Genomic DNA, 20,336 nt, shown 5'->3' on the forward strand with positions numbered 1-20,336 from the left:
GTCGGACGCCGATGGTTACCTGGTGCGCAATTACGACCATCTAAAATTCTTTGCCCACCAGCCCTGCATCGGAGATTTTTCCCTGAATGTGGCTAATCCGATTACGGCAGATTATTTCAAGACTCGATTTAGTCTAGAACGACTGACTGCTAGCTATGACCTGAATATCTCGCAGCTACTGGACCTGCTGACTGCCACACCCGCTGATTGGTTTGACATTACGGTGCATCAGCATATGCCGATGTTCCATATGGAGCACTGTGTCTTCTGTGCGTTTCTATCTGATGGGACTGACTTTTCCAACTGTGGTCGCCCGTGCGAGAAACATGAGGTGGTACTGTGCGATCGCACGGGCACTGAGCATGTTCTCCAGGCTGATGCAGGCTGCCGAAACACTCTTTACAATGGCGTTGCCCAAACCGGTGCAGAATTTATCCCTCGCCTGATTGAGCAGGGAGCACGTCACTTTCGCATTGATTTTCTTAACGAGACACCGAACCAGGTCCAGCAGATTCTTAGCTGCTATCAACAGCTGCTAAGGGGGGACATAACTGGGCGTCAGCTTTGGCAAACCCTACAGCTATCTAACCAACTTGGTGTTACTCGGGGAACTCTGGAAAATCGCAGATCAGCATAATTTGGGTAACCGTCTCATCAGTGCCGTTGGCTGAGCGAAGTCGAAGCCAACACCCCCAGCCAGCATCTCCTTCGACTCCGCTCAGGGGACGCTTACTAATTTTGTGACTTAAATCACGTTCTTATGAACGCCTTAAATTGATGTCAAGTCAGCATTGATTGTGATTTAGATCATGTTTTTGAATGCATCAAAATTGATGTATTTGATACTTTTTAGCTCTACTTTCAAAGATATCTGAATCTAATAAATAACCCCGACATTGCTGCCGGGGTGGATTACACATAGTGGGTTTCATATAAGGTGTGCCCTAAGCACATATTCAATGTAATTAATTTCTGTACCCAACACCGTAAATACCCCGTAAATTTGCTTAAAGACTGGCTAAAGTCATCTGGCTATTTGTTTTCTCTATCCTTGAAACCAATGTAGAAAGGGGGATCTACTTTTTGTTGCTTGAATATATCAAGTTTATTTTTTATTAGTCGGTGTTCAGAAATAAGTGTGTAAATTGTGACTTAGATCACCATTTTGAACGATTTTAATTAATGTTATTTATCATGTTTTACGCATTTAAATGGTGATGGATAGATAATGAATGTCATTATTTAAACCCAATAAATAACCCCGACATTGCTGCCGGGGTGGGTTACACATAAGGTGTTAAATATAGAGTGTGTTGCAATAACAAATCTAACGTAACCAATTCTTAGGCACACTACCGTAAAACCACGATAAAACTTTTTAAAGAAAACCTAAAGCCAATTTTAGTGATGGCTTTAGGCCTGTAGATCAAATTGAGAATGATCCTTTGTTTGCGTTTTTGCAATGGCTGATTCTAAAGGATGAACCGGTCTAGGGCCATTGTTAAAATGGCTGTTTTTTAATTAACCAAAGGTTCTACCATTCCAGCCCCACATTGCACCTGCAGAGTCGGCGAATTCAATGTAGGTGCGATCAGGAGGCACCCCTAGTGCGGCCTGTACCTGGGCACAAAACTCCTGGCTCATGGTTTTAGTTTTACTGCCCATGGTGCCAACACTTTTGATTTCGATGTAGCAGGTGGGAGCGGTGCTACCTCCGAAGGTCATGGGAGTGCTGGGTTGAAATGCAGTCATGACATAGGATTCAGGCTTGCCCAAATGTTTTGCCAGGCTAGCTGACAGCTGTTTGAGCATGTCTTCCACAGCGCCTTTAGAGGGGGCTTCGACGGAGGTTTGAACTTTGATTAAGGGCATGGGTATTGCAGAATAAACAATCGATGTTATTGGGGTGAAAGAGTCCTTGGTTTTGCGTTTTTAGTTCTTTGCCTCTATTGGGTATAGACCTTGCTAATTCCTTGAACTCAAAATTAAAAACTCAAAACTCAAAATTCCACTACCCTCCGTAGTTCCAGCCGGTCGTGGATAGCAACAACGCATCGCCTTCACGATGAATACCTGCGCCGATGACTTCGCCAACAAAGACGGTGTGGTCGCCATGTTCAACGGTGCTGATCACGTTGCACTCGACGTAGCCCAGGGTGTCTTTGATGATGGGGCAGCCGGTTTCAGGACCAGGGTAAAATTCGATGTCTTCAAATTTGTTGCCGACACGACGTAGGGGTTTGAAGAAGTTTTGAGCTAACTCTTTTTGGCCATCTTCTAAGATGCTGAGGGCAAAGACGCCGCTAGCTTTGATCATGGCGTGGGAAGTGGAATCGGCTTTAACGCAGTTGACAACCAACGGTGGGGCAAAGGATGCCTGCATCACCCAGCTAGCGGTAAAGCCATTGACTTCTTCGCCGTCTTTGACACCACAGATATAGAGCGCATGGGGAATTTTGCGCAGCATCGTCTTTTTGGCCTGTTCGTCGAGCATTGCATTCACCCTTTAATGTTGTGTACAACGCTTCAGTTTAAACGAATTAAATTGTTCAAAAACGGTAAATGTTTATGAGGGGATGGTTTATCTCACAACTTGGCCCATGTAGTTGCCCCAGAGCCGGGCGGCTTGTGAACTGCTGCTGTTGGTGGGGGTGTTATCGTCATTGCCCAGCCAAATGCCAGTGACTAAATCATTGTTAGGGACAAAGCCCACAAACCAAAGGTCAACGCCATCGTTAGTGGTGCCAGTTTTGCCAGCCTCGCCTAACCCTAAATAGGCGCTACGACCGGTGCCGCCATTAATGGTGCCTTGCATAAAAGAGGTCATGGTGCGAGCCGTATTGGGTCTAAGAACATCGCGATCGCGATCGGCACTGTTATCAAGGGAAAAGTCGAAAATGACCCGGCAGGTACTGGGATCATTATTATCTTCACAGTCACTGCTATCCAACACGCGCTGAATCCCGTGGGGACGATTCCAGATACCATTGTTTGCGATCGCACCCACCGATCCAGTCATTTCTAATGGTGTCACCCCACTTTGACCGAGCACCAACCCTGGTACAGGGTCTAATTCCGATTCAATACCCATGGTTTGGGCCAAGTTCACAATATTGTCTAGACCAGCCTCACGCGCGACCCGTAGGGCGACTACATTTTCTGATAGAGCAAAGCCATCGTACATATCGAGCGCACCACCACCCGAACGACACCCCTGATAAAACTGACCACCCCAGCTCATATCGTTGCAGCTAAAACTGGTGCTAGCGGGAATGCCTTGTTCTAGAGCACTGGCATAGGCAAAAATTTTGAATGTGGAACCAGGTTGTCTAACAGCTTGAGAAGCTCGATTAAACTGACTTTGGCTATAATCTACGCCGCCGACGAGGGCCTGGATTTCACCCGTGGATGCTTTCAGGGTGACCAGGGCTCCCTGGGAAAAACCATGCTGGCCACCCAGGTTGGCAATGCCTGAGCGCATGGACGTTTCTGCCTGGCTTTGTATCGCTAAATCCAGGCTAGTTTCTACATAGAAATTACCTTCTTGGGCAAAGCTGATGCCCAGAACCTGGTCTAGCTCATCAAAGATATAACTATAAAAATATGGGGCCCGAATGCTCTGGAGCTGTTCCCGTGCTTTGGGGCTAATCTCAATGCGTGAGCGACGGGCACGGCGGCCGTCTTCCTGGCTGATCATGCCGAGGGCCACCATGCGTTCAATCACACGGTTGCGGTAGTCTAGCGCGTCATTGTAGCTCTGGACGGGGTTAAAGGCATTGGGCGCGGGCAAAATGCCCACCAGGGTGGCGGCTTCCTGGATATTTAAGTCTTTGGCAGACTTATCAAAGTAAAACTGGGAGGCATCCTCAAAACCATAGAGGTTATTGCCTAAATACACTCGGTTGAGATACAGCAACATGATGTAATTTTTGCTGTAAAACGTTTCCAGCTTGAGGGCGACGATCATCTCGCGAATTTTGCGCATGGCGCTATCGTCACTGCCCACATATTCCCGATAGATGTTTCGGGCCATTTGCTGAGTCAGAGTACTAGCGCCTTCTCGAATGGTGCCGCTTCTCAGGTTGGTTTTAGCCGCTCGAGCAATGCCCCAGGGGTCCACACCCAGGTGCCAGTAATAGCGAGAATCCTCTGACGCGACTACGGCTTGAGGCAAATATTTGGAATATTCCCGCAGTTTGGTTTTTTCGATGTGCGCCTGGTTCGTGATGGGATTCAGCAGCACACGATCGCCATTTTCATTGCCAAGGATGGAGACAGGTCCCTGAACTGATTCGGGTATGGGTCGAATCGGAATTTTGGGCCATTCAAGCGCAACTACCCAAAAGACCGTCAGAGCAACACTGCCAGTGATGCCATAGAGACCGTAGCGAATGGTTTTGAGATACCAGGGTGCTGGGTTTTGAAAGCGTACCGTAACGGCATCGCTCAGCTCGTTGGGACCTAAGCTCAGCACATCGCCATCTCGGAGCTTAAAGGTTTTCAGTCGTTTTTGACCGCAGTAGGTGCCGTTGGTGGATTTTTGATCCTTGAGAACAAACGGGTTGCCAGGCTGGTTGCGATCGCGAGTCAAGGTCAAATGAGTCTGACTCACCAGTGGACTGCGCACTACAATGTCACAGTTTTTAGAACTACGCCCCAGCACATAATGATCGCCCACCAGGTCATACACCTGTCGCTGGTTGTCATAGTCCACCACCAGCTTAGGTACCCGAGCACCTGGTTTTAACGCCAGTTTGTTGAAATCTACCCGAGCCACATTCTGAATCACCTGGGTCATCGTGCCCAAGATGGTTCGAGGAGGCGTCGTCGATGAATTATGACGGGGTGGCTGAGTCATCCTTAGACGTAGAGTGTTTGAAAATGCGGATGTTCAAAATATGGGTTCACTATAACCCCTCAATCATTGACCCCTGATCTAGCTATTACAGCTACAGCTAACACACCCAGAATTGCGGATAGGAATACGGCCTATTTTAGGCCGCTTATAAAAAGGTGGCGTGATTTTCCCGTAGTTTTTGTCTAGGGACGTTTTGGTTCGTGTTTTGGTGTCAACAAAATAGCAATTAACAAACAAATAATCCCTACATTGATCCAGATGTCTGCCAGATTGAAGACCGGAAATCGGGTAATGGGAAAGGCCTGAATAAAGTCCACTACTTCCCCTGCTTTGACGCGATCAATGCCATTACCCAAGGCTCCGGCTAAGATAAATCCCCATCCGGCCCGCTCCCAGCGATCTTCAATCCGAAACAAGAGACCATAGCCAGCAATTCCAATGCTCACGATAACTGACAACCACGGCAGTATCCAACGGCAGTTTTCTCCACTGCAAATACTCCAGGCCGCACCGCGATTTAGAACGTAAGTAAAATTTAGAGCCCCCGGAATAATCGTGACCGATTCGCCCAAATTAAAGTTCTGGACAACCCAATGTTTGGTGATTTGGTCTAATAAGAGTCCGATAAAAGCAGCCACCCAAAACAGGCGATTGATCTGTTTTCTCCGTAATCTGCCCATGTTGCTATGACGGTGCTGAAGCTAGTAGAACATGATCTGACGCATACCATAGGCCAGTACTGAAACTGCACAGACTAAAATTAGCTGTCCTGGGAAAGGTGCAATCGAGTACGTGAAAATGGCCTCTATTAATGATGGCGCATTGTCGCCTGTCCACTGTAATACATAGGCTAGGGGCAAATAAACCAATCCCACTGCATGAATTGTTAGTAACCCCCCTAAACAGCTTAAGGCTAGGGTTTCTAGCTTCAGGGTTTCCCAGAACGCGAGGTATCCACAAACCCATGCTGCCGGGATAAAGCCCAACAAGTAGCCAAAGCTAGGCTCCCTGAGATAGCTCAACCCACCACCCTGGGTAAATACTTGCAGATCAAAGGCCTGGAATAGAAAAAGGCCCAAGCTCAGATAGGCGACCTGGGACAACGCAGCCGCATTTTGCCCCCCCAAACAGCCGATAAGCAATACAGCTCCCACTTGAAAACTCACGCCTAAAGAAAACACCTCCACACCGTTGGCCCAACTCCAAGGCCCATTGGTAATAAAGACCTCTAGCCATGTGCCTCCAATGGTTAGAATCAAGCCGATTAACGCCCACAGCAACTCTGCCGTTGCAAACACCTACATATTCCTCACGGCGACGGTGGCTTATTTTATCGTTTGACGAGAACGTTACTTTTTCTAATCTGACTGAAAGTAGACAGCCGAGCAGGTTTTAGACTGTTTACTTAATCCTTTTATACGGCTTTCTTTAAGAACTGACATGTTTCCCACTCATCGCCCCCGCCGGTTGCGCAGCCATCCACAATTGCGCCGTATGGTTCGCGAAAATGTTGTTACCACCAGTGATTTCATCTATCCGCTATTTGCGGTTCCTGGTGAGGGCGTTGCTAATGAAGTGAAGTCCATGCCCGGTGTTTATCAGCTATCGGTGGACAAAATTGTAGAGGAAGCCAAGGAAGTCTACGACCTTGGGATTCCCTCAATTATTTTGTTCGGTATCCCTGAAGGAAAAGATGATGATGCCACCGGCGCATGGCATGACTGCGGCATTGTACAGAAAGCAACAGAAGCCGTCAAAAAGGCTGTTCCCGACCTGATCGTGGCGGTAGATACCTGTCTCTGTGAATATACTCCCCACGGACACTGTGGCTATCTAGAGGTGGGAGACTTGACGGGTCGAGTGCTAAATGACCCCACGCTAGAACTGCTTAAGAAAACAGCCGTTTCCCAGGCTAATGCAGGGGCAGATATCATCGCCCCATCTGGCATGATGGACGGCTTTGTAGGAGCTATCCGCTCAGGGCTTGATGATGCCAGCTTTGAGAATATTCCGATTATGTCCTATGCCGCCAAGTATGCATCGTCTTACTATGGCCCATTCCGGGATGTGGCTGAATCTGCCCCCCAATTTGGCGATCGCCGCACATATCAAATGGATCCAGCTAACGGTAAAGAAGCGATCAAGGAAATTGAGCTAGATATTGCCGAAGGCGCTGACATGCTGATGGTGAAGCCAGCCCTTGCCTACATGGATATCATTTGGCGCGTCAAAGAAGCGAGCAATTTACCGGTAGCTGCTTACAATGTCTCTGGAGAATACTCCATGGTCAAAGCAGCAGCTTTAAATGGCTGGGTAGATGAAGAAAAGCTGGTAATGGAGACCATGATGAGCTTTAAGCGCTCTGGGGCTGACTTAATTCTGTCTTACCACGCTAAGGATGTTGCTCGTTGGTTAAAGGGGCAATAGAATGCGTTTTTCCAGCGTCATTGGTCTTAAGCTTGGTAGTTAGGCTGGCTGCGGCATTGAACACATAGAACCTAACCAGGATGACAAAACCTGATGCAGGCGTAACAATAATTAACGAACATCTCCGGTGGAGGTGTTCGTTATTTTTTGACTCTTTTTAGCCCACCTACTTGTTTTAGCCCTTGAGCACCTCTTCAGACGCTGTTTCCCATTCCCATGATGCCAATGGCCATGGCCATGCCGCCCACGGCCACACCCATAGTGAGGAATCTCTAAAACGCATTGTTAACCGCCTATCTCGTATAGAGGGGCATGTGCGTGGCATCAAGACAATGGTTTATGAAGGTAGACCTTGTCCAGATGTATTAGTACAAGTTGCTGCGGTGCGAGGAGCCCTTGATCGGGTGGCACGCCTCATTCTGGACGAACATCTGAGTGAATGCATCAGCCGTGCAGTCACTGAAGGCAATATTGAAGCTGAGCTGACTGAATTGAAAGCAGCCCTTGATCGCTTTTTTGATTAGGGGGTATGGGCCTATATTTGGCTAATCATACTGTAACCAGACTGCAATTAAATTTTCAGAAACCTTTGGCCTAAATTTCAAAAGATTTCGAAATGCTACAAAAAAGACACGTTGACACATTGTCATGAATCCTATGCAGAAATAGGTTTTTAGCTTTTTGGGGCCAAAAATCACTGTGGCTTGCCTGCCTTCTGCGTAAAAAAATGTAATGTATTGGCTCATCAAAACGGTCTACGGTAGCAATTGTGGCGATGTCCCTATTTCCCAAACAGGCTTGATAGATACGTTTTGGAGACGTTGTTAACTCTATAAAGCCGTTCAAACTCGTTTAGCTCGTCGTCCTACGCGTACGGCGGACGATATTAAATTCATTTAACGTCGAGATATTTAGTATGAGCAGCAATTTAGCCGAGAAGCTCAAGAAAGGTACGCAGAAAGCGCACACAATGGCCGAGAATGTGGGCTTTGTTCGTTGCTTTTTGCGTGGCGTTGTTGAGAAGAAGTCCTACCGTAAGCTAGTGGCTAACTTCTACTATGTGTACGCTGCAATGGAAGAAGAGTTGGAGCGCCACAAGGATCATCCGGTAGTTTCAGCGGTCTACTACCCTGAGCTATACCGTAAAGAAACCCTTGAGACTGATTTAGCTTACTACTACGGTCCTAACTGGCAAGAGCAAGTTTCTATTTCTCCAGTGGGTCAATCTTATGTTGATCGGATTCGTGAAATTTCTAACGAGTCACCTGAATTGCTTGTAGGTCATTCATATACTCGCTATCTAGGTGATCTATCGGGTGGCCAGATCCTTAAGAGCATTGCCCAACGTGCCATGAACTTGGCGGATGATGAAGGTGTAGCGTTTTACGAATTTCCCACGATTCCCGATGAGGGCGCGTTCAAGAATAAGTACCGCAGCACTATTGATGCCGCCCCTGTTGATGAGGCGATGGCTGATCGCATTGTAGAGGAAGCTAACGATGCTTTTGGGATCAACATGCGTTTGTTCCAAGAGCTTGAGGGTAACTTGGTTAAAGCTATTGGTCAGATGCTGTTTAATAGTTTGACTCGCGGTCGTCGTCGGGGCAGCACTGAACTAGTTGCAGCTGAATAGAGTTGATTGCTTGTTAAGCTAATCAAGTTCTCAATTGCTTAGAAAATGGGCAGTATTCCTCCAGGAATACTGCCCATTTTCGTTTTAAGCTCTACAGTTGCTTGACTAAAACTTCCTATCAATTTAAAAAGTCGCTATCAGATATTTTTGAGGGCTTGTTCTTTGGAAAGTGCTCCTGTAGCATGAGGCTCAATTTATAAACTGCAAATCAGCTATTCTTAGTTTTACTTTGGGATGGTTTTGGCAGAAATAGTCAGGCAGGCTGGCTGTAATTTTACATTGAGTGCCAAAAAATACTTGATAAGTTGACCTTTTCTGCTATTTTTTGGTGGAGCATGGGCAGGTTTGTTCTGTCTGTGTTCGGATCTGTGGTTTGCTTATGGAAGCCTGTAGATCTCTATTTGAATGTGGGTAACCACAGTGCGTTTTGAGTGATCATCGCTCTGGCGCATGGGGCGACGCTTAAAGTGAGGAGTAAACGAGTGGGTTTTGCCGTTAGGGCTGATCGAGATAAGAGTAATAGCGTTAAGAGCTCTAAGAAGCGAAATCTGGTATTACTGCATCCCGTCAATAAGACAGCTTCATCCTCGGTGGCGAGATATCCTTTTAAGGCTGCCGCGAATTCGGGTGCTCCGTCTGTGGCAGCAGTGCCCAATGAGGTGCACGCGCCTGCTGAGGTCAAGCAACTGCCTAGAGCGCCTCGGCTGCCGCTCGGCCTCAAAATTTTAGTGGGAGTGCAGCAGGGGTCTACTGTTCTGACCGGTGGCTTAGTTGCAACGGCCTTAGTGGTCTATAGCTGGACAGTTTATTTAGATAAAACCGTATCTCGTTCATTTCAGCGTTTGGAAACGCTCAAGGCCTCGATCCAACAGGTCACTACTGCCAATGCAACGTTGAAAAATAATATGGCTGAGCAGGCTGAGTCTCCCTCTGCTGGGTTTAAGCCGTTTGAGCCTAAGCGTGCTATCTTCTTGTCACCTGCTCCGGCGCGTCCATCAGTTGAGCCCTCTGTTGAGCCTGAAGCTCCTTCTCCCATGCCCCATCCCCTGGGTTATTAGGTCAGTGAGGTCTTTTGATGTGAGCGCCTTCTGTATGCTTATTGTGCTCGCCTAATATCTATGGTTACGCAGCCATCTAGTCCGGAGCGCCGTCCGTTTAGTCGTCGTCGCCCTCGTCATACGTCTTCACCACGATTTCGCCTTGTCACGGTCTGGGCCTTTATGGTGTTGGTGATGTTTGGCCTAAGTGCGCGTCTTGCTCGGTTGCAGTTAGTGGTTGGTGACCAACTTAAGCTCCAGGCTGAGCAACAGCGACAAAATGTACCCCAGGTTCCTCGGGCATCACGACGTCCGATAGTGGACCGTCAGGGGAATGTGTTGGCGGTGGATCGGATTGTTTATACCATCTATGCTCACCCCATGCTGTTTAGTCGCTCTCGCCAGGAGATGGCTGAAACCTTGGGAAGCGCCCTGGGTCAACCCCAAGATACGTTGCTGCAGCGTTTTCAAGAGCAGGAAACGGGTATTCAGGTTGCTGTAGATGTTTCAGAAGAGCTGACCAAGCGTATTCGTGATCTACGGTTAGATGGTTTGGAATTGTTGCCTAGTCAGCAGCGCTTTTATCCACAGCAAACATTGATGTCTCAGCTGGTGGGGTATATCAATTTGGAAGGGCAACCCCAGGCTGGCTTGGAGTACATGCTGCAGGATCGGCTGCTGTATAAGCTGGATAATGTGCCATTGCCCCATACGCCGAAACAGTTGCCTAATCGTGATGGGCTCAGGCTACAGCTTACTGTGGATAGTCGTTTGCAGCGCATTGCTCAGCGAAATTTAGAGGCAACTGTCCGTCAATATGGGGCCAAGCGGGGGGCCTTAATTGTGATGGATAGCCGTAATGGGGCTGTGTTGTCGTTGGCTGTGACGCCCACCTATGACCCTAATCGCTACTATGAGGCGAATGTTGCGCAGTTTAGGAATTGGGTGATCAGCGATCTGTATGAACCGGGCTCAACTTTTAAGCCTATCAATGTTGCGATCGCACTCGAAGAAGGCTTAATTACTCCTGGTGACTACGTCTATGACGAAGGTCGTCTGCAATATGACCGATGGACGATTCAAAATGTTGATTATCAAGCCGTGGGAGGACGGGGATCCATCACCATCACTGATGTTTTGCGCCATTCCAGCAATGTGGGCATGGTTCACATTATGGAGCGGTTAAAACGCTCGACGTACTACGACTGGCTGGCACAATTAGGGTTAGGGAATGCAACGGGCATTGAGCTTCCTGCCGAGGCCACCGCCCAGCTCAAAAGTCGCTCTCAGTTTGTTAACAGTGAAGTGGAAGCTGCAACCACGTCCTTTGGCCAAGGATTTTCTCTCAATCCGATGCAGTTGGTACAGCTCCATGCTGCTTTGGCCAATGGCGGTGAGTTGGTAACACCCCATTTGGTCAGGGGGCTGATTGACCAGGAAGGAAACCCCACGTGGCAGCCTCAGCGACCACCTGCCAAACAAGTGTTTTCTAAAGACACGACCCAGGCAGTCCTCCAAATGATGGAGGCCGTTGTGGAATCTGGGTCTGGTAAAACGGCTCGCATCGCCAACTATAGGCTAGCGGGTAAGACAGGGACTGCCCAAAAAGCCAATGAATATGGTGAATATGGCGATGGTCGCATCGTTAGCTTTGTGGGCATTGTGCCAGGGGAGAATCCCCGCTATGTGGTGCTGGCTGTGATCGATGAACCTCTGGGTGAAGATGCCTATGGTTCAACGGTAACTGCGCCCCTGGTTAAGTCGGTAGTTGAGTCTCTTGTGGTGATGGCGGGTGTTCCTCCTTCAAGGCACGCGGAGTAAATAGGATCTTTTCTAACTCACGGGTGGCTCGTTCAAGGTTGTCGTTGACGATTTGTATATCAAACTCTTCAGCAGCTTCAATTTCAACGTTGGCCCGCGCCAGACGTTTTGCGATCGCATCTTCCGAATCTTGACCCCGCTGACGAATGCGATCTTCTAGTTCCTGGAGGCTGGGGGGCAAGACAAAAATCTGCTGTGCTTCTGGTAGCGTGGCGCGCACCTGACGGGCCCCTTCCAACTCAATTTCTAAAATCACCACATTGCCATGGGAAATCATCGCTTCTAAGGGTTGACGCGGGGTGCCATAAAAATTACCCGCAAATTCAGCCCATTCCAGTAGTTGATTTTGTTCAACCATGGCTTTAAATTCCGGGCGTGAAACAAAGTAATAATGTTTACCATGCTCCTCACCTGGACGAGGTTGGCGAGTGGTTGCTGAAATCGATAGCTGAATGTCCGGATGATGCTTGAGCAACTGGCGTAGTAACGTTCCCTTGCCCACGCCACTGGGGCCTGTAAAGACAATCAGTTGCCCTACGGTTGGAGACGTAACAACGATTTCTGAACTCAAGGGAACTGATATTGAAGGCATAACTTACAGAAAAAACTACGGAAATTTTACAGACCTATTCCTCCGATAGATCGAATAGCACCGTCTTCATGTAGCGTTCAGCCCAGACAGGATCAAATGCTTTTTCTAAAATGCGACGGGTTTTGTCATTTTGCTGCTGGTGGGTGCAGTAGTTGCGCTGACCTGCCAAGATCTCAGCCCGTTTATGGGGGGTGGGAGTCATGGCAACTGCTTGTTTACAGTGCAAGGTCAGGTAGTAGCGCACCTGCTCCAGAAAACGATGATTTTCCTGAGGACCTATGGGTTTTACAAAACAGCAATAGTCCGAAAAAATGTGGCCCCAGCTAGGGAGTTCCCGTGGATGGCTATAGCCGTTTGTTCCCTTACCCTTAAGGGCATGGGTATAGGCAATGGGCAAGCCGTTGGGATTAGTGGGGGATAAATCCACAACGGCTGCACTAATTTGCCCGCGACCGCAGACAATGTCACAGCCAAACATCGGTAGCCCATACTCAAGGCGAGGAAACATTACGCAGTGCAGAATGTCGAGATTGGGACCCACCTTCGCTAGTTCTAGGTGAAGTTTACGAAACTCTGGGGTTTGATAGCAGGCATTTTCAATGACAAGTCGTTCGCCTTCTAGACGGCTTTCTACATAGCCCAGATCGTTGGGGAGATTGTAAGGCGAGAGGACAAGATGGTGTTGCCAGGTCTCTTCAATGATGTCAGCCAACTCACAGATGACAGAGTTTTGATGCTGACGGATGGAGTACTTTACCGTAATCGACATGGATGAGCGTTCAGTTCACCTTATAAACAGATTGGACTGCACCATTGAAAAACGGTATCGTCGCGGGTGGTGTGATAAATCAAGTTTACAGTAGCGTAAAGGTCTCAGGCAGAATCAACTACCTATGATCCAATTCGTCACCTTATTCCTGATGTTGACTTTTTTTTAGGGAAAAGATTGGTACTTAGTTGTTGTGCTTATTAGGGCATAACACGGGCCACGTAAGCATTCCGATCGTCGGATACTGCCAAGGCCTAAGCCTCCACTTCTGTTGCCCCACTTCAACATCACACACATTTTTCCTACGCTATGGTGGCCACACAACTCAAATCTCGCAAAGTTTTGGGGTTAAATCAACGTCAGTACGAAGGGCTTAAAACAGCACTCCAGCTTAATCTCAGACGCCAGCTTTTGATTGCGGTCTGCGATAGCAACACATTGAAGACACAGCTGGTCTCCAGACTGCAAGCGGATTTAACAGCAGCGGATAATACCCTGGATGATTTTGGGACAGTAACCCTAGCGAAGCTTGCCTTTGATCCGAGTCAGCCCGATTTGATGCTACAGCTGGTGCATTGGCTAAAGCAAGCGCCCAAACCCACACCCCATCTACAGATTGTTGGTTTAGAGGCGATGACCCACCAGCCGATGCGATCGCAAAATCACTTTTTGCGATCCCTTGAAAATATTCAATCTTTGCTCCCCCACCTTGAAAGCAGCTTGGTACTGTGGCTGTCATGGCCCTGGTATCGCACATTGCAACAGTCTGCCCCTGAGTTTTGGCAGTGGCGTAGTGGTGTGTTCACCTTTGTGGGTGAGCCTGTGTCCTCTGCTCCAGAGATTGCTAATACCGGTCACCAGGTGGCGGATGCGCTTTATGGAGGGGTGTCCACTGCTCAAAATGCTGATATCTGGCAGATTCTCAGTGAGGATTTGGCTCAGAGAGACCAGCAGCCCGCAGCGGCTAATGTTGCGGCTACTGATGTTGAGCCAGAACAGAGCCCATCCGTAACCGTAGACGTGACTACCCTGGAGAATCCTCTGGAAACACTCGCTCAGCTAGAAGAGCAGGGGGCCACACCTGAGGAGATTACCCAGGCTTACCATACCCTTGGCAATCATTATCGCGATCGCATTGAAGCTGGGGAAATGACCCCCAATCTATTGGCAACCGCCATTGAAACCTTTGAACTCTATCTAAACTGGTTGCCAACGGAGGATACTCAACGGGCTGCTGGTCTCAATGATTTAGGCACATTGCACTGGCTCAACGCTCAGCTCCAAGGTGAGCGTTCGGCCCTGGTTGAGGGCATGAACCGCAGTGTGAAGCTGTATAGAGAAGGCCTGAGTGCCAATGGTGATGCAGAAACCACCAGCCGCCTGTACGGCAATTTGGGGGCAGTATATAGTGCCTTAGCCAATTACGACGACTCCATTACCCACCTGAAGGACGCTGTCACCGCCTATCGTCAGGCGTTACCATTTTGCTCGGCAGATAGCAATCCTGAAGAATATGGCACCTTGCAGAACAGCCTGGGCTCCGTGTACTGGAAGCTGGCCTACTATGAACAACCCAAGCCCCAGCTGCATCGGGCAATTGCCGCCTATAACGAGGCTTTGCGCTGTCATCACCCCGAAACGTCCCCATTAGAATATGCAGCGGTACAAAACAATTTAGGCATTGCCTACTGGAGTTTGTCGCGTCATGAACGTCCTATATTTTTACTCAAACATGCCATTGCCGCTTACCGGGATGCGCTGAATTATCGTACCCCCAGCACTGATCCGACGGCCTGTGCCAGTACCTATAACAATTTGGGCACAGCGTTTTGGGAATTAGCAAACCATCCTGAGGCACCAGCCGATCCTGAAGGGCGCTATAAGCAAAATGCTGTAATTGCCTATGAAGCTGCCCTCAAAGCCTCAGAATTAGCGCCCAATAATCTTGACCTCGCTTCGATTCGCCATTGCTTAGGCAGTATTTATGACAGAATGGCCCGAGCTACCGATAACAGAGCTCTGATTGTCGGTAACCTGGACCGTGCCTTAGTGCACTACGTCACTGCCCTCAAACAAATTACCAAAACGGCATCTAGCTATGAGCCCATCTTCAAAGCCTTGGTACGCAATGTTTCTGCCCACTATGAACTGCTAGGGTTAGATGGCCAGCAAAATGCCCTGAATAAGGTGCCCGCTGAAATTTTGCCTCAGGTAATGCTGAAGTTATAGGACACATTCCACAAATAACGATTTTGTCTAGAAACTATCTATCCCCTGTAGGGTCGTTGCATGCAACGACCCTACAGGAGGGTAATTAATTTGGGGTAGTTGCCAATTCTGGTGCGTTTTTGGACAATATTGCACGTAGTTCTTTACTGAGATCGTTATCGCTGCGGTGGGCTTCCCATTCGCCACTATGCTTAGAATCGAGTCGCCAGTGGCCATTGATATGATCACCATCCTCTGACACTGTTCCGGTGTATTGGATAGCGTAACTGGGAGTGTTGAAATATTTTTTTGTGAACGTCACATAGCGGCCAGTGATTTGTCCGTGTACCTGGGCTTCACCTAAGGGCCCATCATCCACAATGCGACCACTAATACTATTGTTCGCTTGGACAAAGGTGGCTTCAAACCGGGTGGGGGAGTTTGCCTGCCAGTAAGACCCTAGCCAGGGACCAGTTAACTCAGCCATCGCAGATGTCCTCGTGCAACACATTACCTATGATTTTGATGCAACTATCTTGATTTTGCAGGGACTGGAACAACCCACCACCGGGTGTGAAAATTGAAGAAATTCTCAATTTTGGTGGATGTGGACGCATGCTCGGTTTCACTAGGCTTGGGTCAACTCCTACTACTGGTTACCTCTGCTATGGCGCTATTTCTTATTTTTGCTCTGGTAGTGGCGTTTTTTGCGATCGCATTCGCCCTGCAAAATGACCAGCTGATCGACATCAACTTTTTTATCTGGCAACTAGAGCAGCAGCACCTGGCCACTGCTCTGTTGCTGGCATCAGGCTTGGGCGTTCTTTTCGGACTGTTAGTCACCATTCCGGCATTTCTCAAGCGAGAATGGCGCATTTCCCGTGGGAAAAGACAGGCCCATAGCTTAGAAGATCAGCTTTTAGCTAAGCAGCAAGAAGTCAACAATCAAGCGCGTAAAAACGCAAATCTACGCCAGAGCTATCACCACCTTTTGGAATCCCTGGATCTGTTGGATCACACCACTGGTTTAGTTAGTGATGCGGTGGTTTCGCGTGTCATTCGAGCCCTACTCCAGCGAATGAAAATGCAGCCGCTTCATCATCAGTTTCAATCCGTAGGGCTACTGCTGATTCAGCCCCAGCGTAAGCAACCTGAGCCTAGCGACCTCAAACAAGATCAGGCCCTATGGAATGCGATCGCTCAGGTGCTACAGCAAAACCTGACGGTAGATTCCTGGCTGTTTAGCAATAACCAAGGGCAATTTACCTGTAGCCTCACTGGTTTAGATGTTAAAGCCGTTACGAAATATGCAGAAAATCTTAGATTAGCCCTGACCGATGCACCGATAACCCTGCAGGATGGTGCGCAGACTAATATCGACGTCAATATCGGTGGCGTGGTCACTGACCCTGACCATCCGACCGAAAGTGAGCAATTGCTACTTAGCAAAGCGGAAGAATTTCTAGCTTTGGCGACTAAGCGTGGACGTAATCGCCTGAAAGTGTCCTTTGTCACGGACTAGACTGCATTACGGGCTAAACCCTATTTAGGTTATGAAATCTAAATTTTTTTTACATACTTTAAGTCTCGTAGTGACCTTTGTATGCTTTCATTCTCAATGATTATGAGTATTTTTACTCAATGGTTTCTGGTGTTTGCAAGCCGTATTCTCTGACACAAAATCTTGAGCCCAGTACCGTTGGTGCATAAGATAAAACTAACGACTGAGTTTAAGAAAGTCTAAAGAAGCAGGAGATACGTCCATGGCAGAGCGCCCAATTATCCTCGGTATTGTCGGAGACAGTGCCGCTGGTAAAACTACCTTAACCCGTGGGATCGCCCAGGTACTCGGTGAGCATGATGTGACGACCATCTGTACCGATGACTACCATCGTTACGACCGTAAACAGCGTAAGGAAATGGGGATCTCTGCACTTCACCCCGATTGCAATTACGTTGACATCATTGAACAGCATCTAGAGCTACTACGCCAAGGCCGACCTATACTTAAGCCCATCTATAACCACACTACTGGTGAGTTTGATGCTCCTGAGTACATTGAGCCCAAGAAGTTTGTTATCGTTGAGGGTTTGCTGGGCTACTCCAGTAAGATTGCTCGCGATGCCTATGACGTAAAGGTTTACCTTGCGCCCCCCGAAGACCTACGCACCAAGTGGAAAATCAAGCGTGATACCCGCAAGCGTGGCTATGATGAGGCTGCCGTATTAGCTGCACTAGCTGCACGCGAGCCTGACTCTGAGGCTTTCATCCGTCCCCAGCGTAAGTGGGCTGATGTAATTGTTACTTTCTATCCACCAGATGCGCCTGAAGAGCAGGCTAACGATCTACTGCTCAACGTAAACTTGGTGTTGCGTCCCACGATCCCGCACCCCGATTTTACCGATATATTGGACAGTGATTTAGGTAAAGCCATTCGTCTGGGGCTAGAGCGTGATATGGGTAAGCCCGTAGACGTGCTATCTATTGATGGTCATGCTACCCCTGACCAGGTGCAGCAGCTTGAGCGCATTCTTTGTAGCGATGTTCCTTATCTGGGGCAGTTCTGTAGTCTGGAGGGCAACCAGGAAGTCGGTAAGATTGTTGGCACCACTGGTGAAACTCTACAGAGCTATCCCCTAGCTCTGACTCAGTTGTTGATCACGTATCACATGCTGATGGCTATGGGTACAGCTGGCAAAATGAAAGTTGCCGCATAGATTCAGACCACGACTCTAAGTTCTTAGATACTCGCCCCCAGAACAATGTTCTGGGGGCGAGTATTTTGCTACAAATTTGGCAAATTCTGCGATATGCGACAAAGTTACAGACGTCTGGCGAATGGGTGTGAAGAAATGACATGGTCTGAGGAATCAGCAGACATATGGTTTGAATCTATGTGCCACAATTACCGTGCCTGTAGATTGTCAGCTTGATTGTTCTTTAACTCAACAGCACCCAGCTTCTGGGCTGTTCTACCATGTTTGGTTTTTCCCGAATAAAGCCCATCCACGAATTTGCATCCTATGCCCATTGGCGTCATCAATTTATGCAGCGGCGGTTGCGGTTGGGTATTCTGTTTGGCCTGTTTTATTTTGTCACATTTTTGCCCTTAGACACCCTGACGTACGTTACTGAGGGGCACGATCCCTTTGTACTGCTTTGGATCATCACGAATCTAATACGGATGGGGTTGTTGTTCTTCTGCCTATGGCTAATTCGCAAAAATATCTATCGACCTCGTCGCATTATTGGTGTTTTTTTGCTGGCATCATGGTCCATTAGTCTGTTGCATCGGTTCCATGAAACCTACACTGGTTTAGCTAGCAACACCCCCATTGCCGAGCCTGATCTTTTTAGTTGGGCACTCTCCTTTATTACTCAAGCTACTCTAGTGCCAGTGGGTTGGCCCCTCCATCTAATCTCTCAGCTGGGGGTAATTGTTTACTACTTTGGTGTCAATACCCTTTTAGGGTTACAGGTGGTAACCCCTGGTTTGCCTGCTGCTAGCCTGTTGCTCAACACGTTTTGGATCTGCTGTATCTGCAACTGCTCGGTTTACTTTTATGAAAAACTATCACGGGAAAATTTTGCCACTAATCGTGAGCTGTTGGAGGCCCAAGAAAAGTCTGAGCGACTGTTGCTGAATATTTTGCCTCGAACAGTGGCTGAGAAATTGAAACAGGGGCCAGATATTATCGCTGAAAGTTTTTCTGAGGTAACAGTATTATTCGCAGATATTGTTAACTTCACCCAGCTTACCGAGACCCAGCCAGCAGCCAACATTGTTGATCTACTCAACCAAGTATTCTCTCGCTTTGATCAGTTAGCCGAGAACCATGGTTTAGAAAAGATCAAAACCATTGGTGATGCCTACATGGTGGCAGCAGGGTTGCCACAACCCCAGGCTGACCACGCAGCAGCTGTTGCTGCCATGGCCATAGAAATGCAAACAGCATTGGCGGACTTTAATGCTGAAACCGGTCAAGATATTGCCTTACGTATCGGGATTCATACCGGTCCAGTGGTGGCTGGTGTGATTGGCCTAAAGAAGTTTGCCTATGATCTTTGGGGCGATACGGTGAATACAGCGAGTCGCATGGAATCCCACGGTGTGCCCAATGGCATTCAAATTAGCGAGGCTACCTATCAACGTCTACAGAAGTTGGATGAACGCTATGAGTTTCATCAGCGTGGTCCAATCGTCATCAAAGGTAAAGGACCCATGATTACTTATTTATTAGAGCCCTGTGTGACGGATGTTGATATAGATCCATTGATGGCTCAATCGTAAAGGGCAATGAAAATATTTTTTAGCCGCCGTAGCATAATTTGTCTCCTGCCCTAATCTGTAACAATTAGGGTCTGTATGGATCGCTAAGGAATTAACCATGGCCGACAACCGTAAAAGCCGCGTCGTTACCCAAGGGGTACAGCGTTCACCCAACCGTGCCATGCTGAGGGCCGTGGGCTTTGGAGATGATGATTTTGATAAGCCCATTGTTGGAATAGCTAATGGCTATAGCACAATTACCCCTTGCAATATGGGGATTAATACTCTGGCTCTGCGGGGTGAAGCAGCTCTGCGGGATGCTGGGGCAATGCCGCAAATGTTTGGCACTATCACCATCAGTGATGGTATTTCCATGGGTACCAAGGGGATGAAGTATTCTCTGGTTTCCCGTGATGTGATTGCTGATTCTATTGAGACCGCTTGCACCGGTCAGAGTATGGATGGTGTATTGGCTATTGGTGGCTGCGATAAGAATATGCCAGGAGCAATAATTGCGATCGCACGCATGAATATCCCCGCCGTTTTTGTCTATGGCGGTACCATCAAACCCGGCCACCTCGACGGCGAAGACCTCACCGTAGTCAGTGCCTTTGAAGCAGTTGGTCAGTACAGCGCCGGTACGATCGACGAAGAGCGCCTGATGGCCGTTGAGAAAAACGCTTGCCCTGGTGCTGGTTCCTGTGGCGGTATGTACACCGCT

General features: G+C 48.3%; 19 protein-coding genes. 11 read left to right on the plus strand and 8 right to left on the minus strand.

The annotated features are described in order from the left end of the window. A partial coding sequence (locus DXZ20_RS12400; RefSeq protein ID WP_250565737.1) for a U32 family peptidase occupies positions 1-637 on the plus strand: 637 nt, incomplete at its 5' end. An 884-nt stretch (positions 638-1,521) separates the two neighbouring features. Here DXZ20_RS12400 and DXZ20_RS12405 read toward each other — a convergent pair. From DXZ20_RS12405 to DXZ20_RS12425, 5 genes are all read right to left on the minus strand, one after another. Beyond that, a complete protein-coding gene (locus DXZ20_RS12405) occupies positions 1,522-1,872 on the minus strand; it encodes a phenylpyruvate tautomerase MIF-related protein (protein ID WP_163667067.1) in 351 nt (116 codons plus the stop codon). A 139-nt stretch (positions 1,873-2,011) separates the two neighbouring features. Next, positions 2,012-2,494 (minus strand): flavin reductase family protein, encoded by a 483-nt coding sequence (locus DXZ20_RS12410; protein WP_163667065.1) that lies wholly within the window; start codon positions 2,492-2,494, stop codon positions 2,012-2,014. Positions 2,495-2,581: 87 nt separating this feature from the next. Next, complete coding sequence (locus DXZ20_RS12415) at positions 2,582-4,858, minus strand: transglycosylase domain-containing protein (RefSeq protein ID WP_163698496.1); 2,277 nt, start codon at positions 4,856-4,858, stop codon at positions 2,582-2,584. A gap of 182 nt (positions 4,859-5,040) precedes the next feature. Continuing rightward, the gene (gene lspA / locus DXZ20_RS12420; protein WP_163698498.1) at positions 5,041-5,538 is read right to left on the minus strand and encodes a signal peptidase II; all 498 of its coding nucleotides are present in this window, start codon (positions 5,536-5,538) and stop codon (positions 5,041-5,043) included. Between the two features lie 21 nt (positions 5,539-5,559). After that, complete coding sequence (locus DXZ20_RS12425; protein ID WP_006517867.1) at positions 5,560-6,156, minus strand: biotin transporter BioY; 597 nt, start codon at positions 6,154-6,156, stop codon at positions 5,560-5,562. 142 nt (positions 6,157-6,298) lie between these two features. On the opposite strand from DXZ20_RS12425, the gene hemB reads away from it, so the two are divergent. The 5 genes from hemB (at position 6,299) to DXZ20_RS12450 (ending at position 11,776) form a co-directional block, all read left to right on the plus strand. Further along, positions 6,299-7,285 carry a porphobilinogen synthase gene (gene hemB / locus DXZ20_RS12430; protein ID WP_163667058.1) on the plus strand — a complete coding sequence of 329 codons (987 nt, stop codon included), beginning with the start codon at positions 6,299-6,301 and terminating at the stop codon, positions 7,283-7,285. Between the two features lie 182 nt (positions 7,286-7,467). Continuing rightward, positions 7,468-7,809 (plus strand): metal-sensing transcriptional repressor, encoded by a 342-nt coding sequence (locus tag DXZ20_RS12435; RefSeq protein ID WP_006517865.1) that lies wholly within the window; start codon positions 7,468-7,470, stop codon positions 7,807-7,809. 392 nt (positions 7,810-8,201) lie between these two features. Continuing rightward, on the plus strand, positions 8,202-8,918 hold the full coding sequence (locus DXZ20_RS12440; RefSeq protein WP_163667056.1) for a biliverdin-producing heme oxygenase: 717 nt from the start codon (positions 8,202-8,204) through the stop codon (positions 8,916-8,918). Between the two features lie 482 nt (positions 8,919-9,400). Further along, the gene (locus DXZ20_RS12445; RefSeq protein WP_163667054.1) at positions 9,401-9,976 is read left to right on the plus strand and encodes a hypothetical protein; all 576 of its coding nucleotides are present in this window, start codon (positions 9,401-9,403) and stop codon (positions 9,974-9,976) included. 60 nt (positions 9,977-10,036) lie between these two features. Beyond that, a complete protein-coding gene (locus DXZ20_RS12450) occupies positions 10,037-11,776 on the plus strand; it encodes a peptidoglycan D,D-transpeptidase FtsI family protein (protein WP_163698500.1) in 1,740 nt (579 codons plus the stop codon). Here the strand turns inward: DXZ20_RS12450 and gmk are convergent. Continuing rightward, the gene (gene gmk, locus DXZ20_RS12455; RefSeq protein ID WP_163667050.1) at positions 11,712-12,368 is read right to left on the minus strand and encodes a guanylate kinase; all 657 of its coding nucleotides are present in this window, start codon (positions 12,366-12,368) and stop codon (positions 11,712-11,714) included. The genes DXZ20_RS12450 and gmk overlap by 65 nt on opposite strands. A 34-nt stretch (positions 12,369-12,402) precedes the next feature. Then, a complete protein-coding gene (locus tag DXZ20_RS12460; protein ID WP_163667048.1) occupies positions 12,403-13,137 on the minus strand; it encodes a phycocyanobilin:ferredoxin oxidoreductase in 735 nt (244 codons plus the stop codon). Between the two features lie 309 nt (positions 13,138-13,446). On the opposite strand from DXZ20_RS12460, the gene DXZ20_RS12465 reads away from it, so the two are divergent. Beyond that, positions 13,447-15,366 carry a tetratricopeptide repeat protein gene (locus tag DXZ20_RS12465; RefSeq protein ID WP_163698502.1) on the plus strand — a complete coding sequence of 640 codons (1,920 nt, stop codon included), beginning with the start codon at positions 13,447-13,449 and terminating at the stop codon, positions 15,364-15,366. 85 nt (positions 15,367-15,451) lie between these two features. On the opposite strand, the gene DXZ20_RS12470 is transcribed toward DXZ20_RS12465, so the two are convergent. Continuing rightward, entirely contained in the window at positions 15,452-15,832 is a 381-nt protein-coding gene (locus tag DXZ20_RS12470) for a hypothetical protein (RefSeq protein WP_163667045.1), read from the minus strand. A 180-nt stretch (positions 15,833-16,012) separates the two neighbouring features. Between DXZ20_RS12470 and DXZ20_RS12475 the strand changes: the two genes are divergently transcribed. From DXZ20_RS12475 to DXZ20_RS12490, 4 genes are all read left to right on the plus strand, one after another. After that, positions 16,013-16,867, plus strand: coding sequence for a lipopolysaccharide assembly protein LapA domain-containing protein (locus DXZ20_RS12475; protein WP_163667042.1), 855 nt, complete (start codon positions 16,013-16,015; stop codon positions 16,865-16,867). A gap of 241 nt (positions 16,868-17,108) precedes the next feature. Then, complete coding sequence (locus DXZ20_RS12480) at positions 17,109-18,062, plus strand: phosphoribulokinase (protein ID WP_163667040.1); 954 nt, start codon at positions 17,109-17,111, stop codon at positions 18,060-18,062. A 260-nt stretch (positions 18,063-18,322) separates the two neighbouring features. Next, complete coding sequence (locus tag DXZ20_RS12485) at positions 18,323-19,636, plus strand: adenylate/guanylate cyclase domain-containing protein (protein ID WP_163667038.1); 1,314 nt, start codon at positions 18,323-18,325, stop codon at positions 19,634-19,636. A gap of 97 nt (positions 19,637-19,733) precedes the next feature. Further along, positions 19,734-20,336: dihydroxy-acid dehydratase domain-containing protein (locus DXZ20_RS12490; protein ID WP_250565738.1), on the plus strand; the 603-nt coding region annotated here is incomplete at its 3' end.

This window comes from Adonisia turfae CCMR0081 (assembly GCF_011009555.1).
In the GTDB taxonomy this organism is placed as follows: Bacteria; Cyanobacteriota; Cyanobacteriia; order Phormidesmidales; family Phormidesmidaceae; genus Leptothoe; species Leptothoe turfae.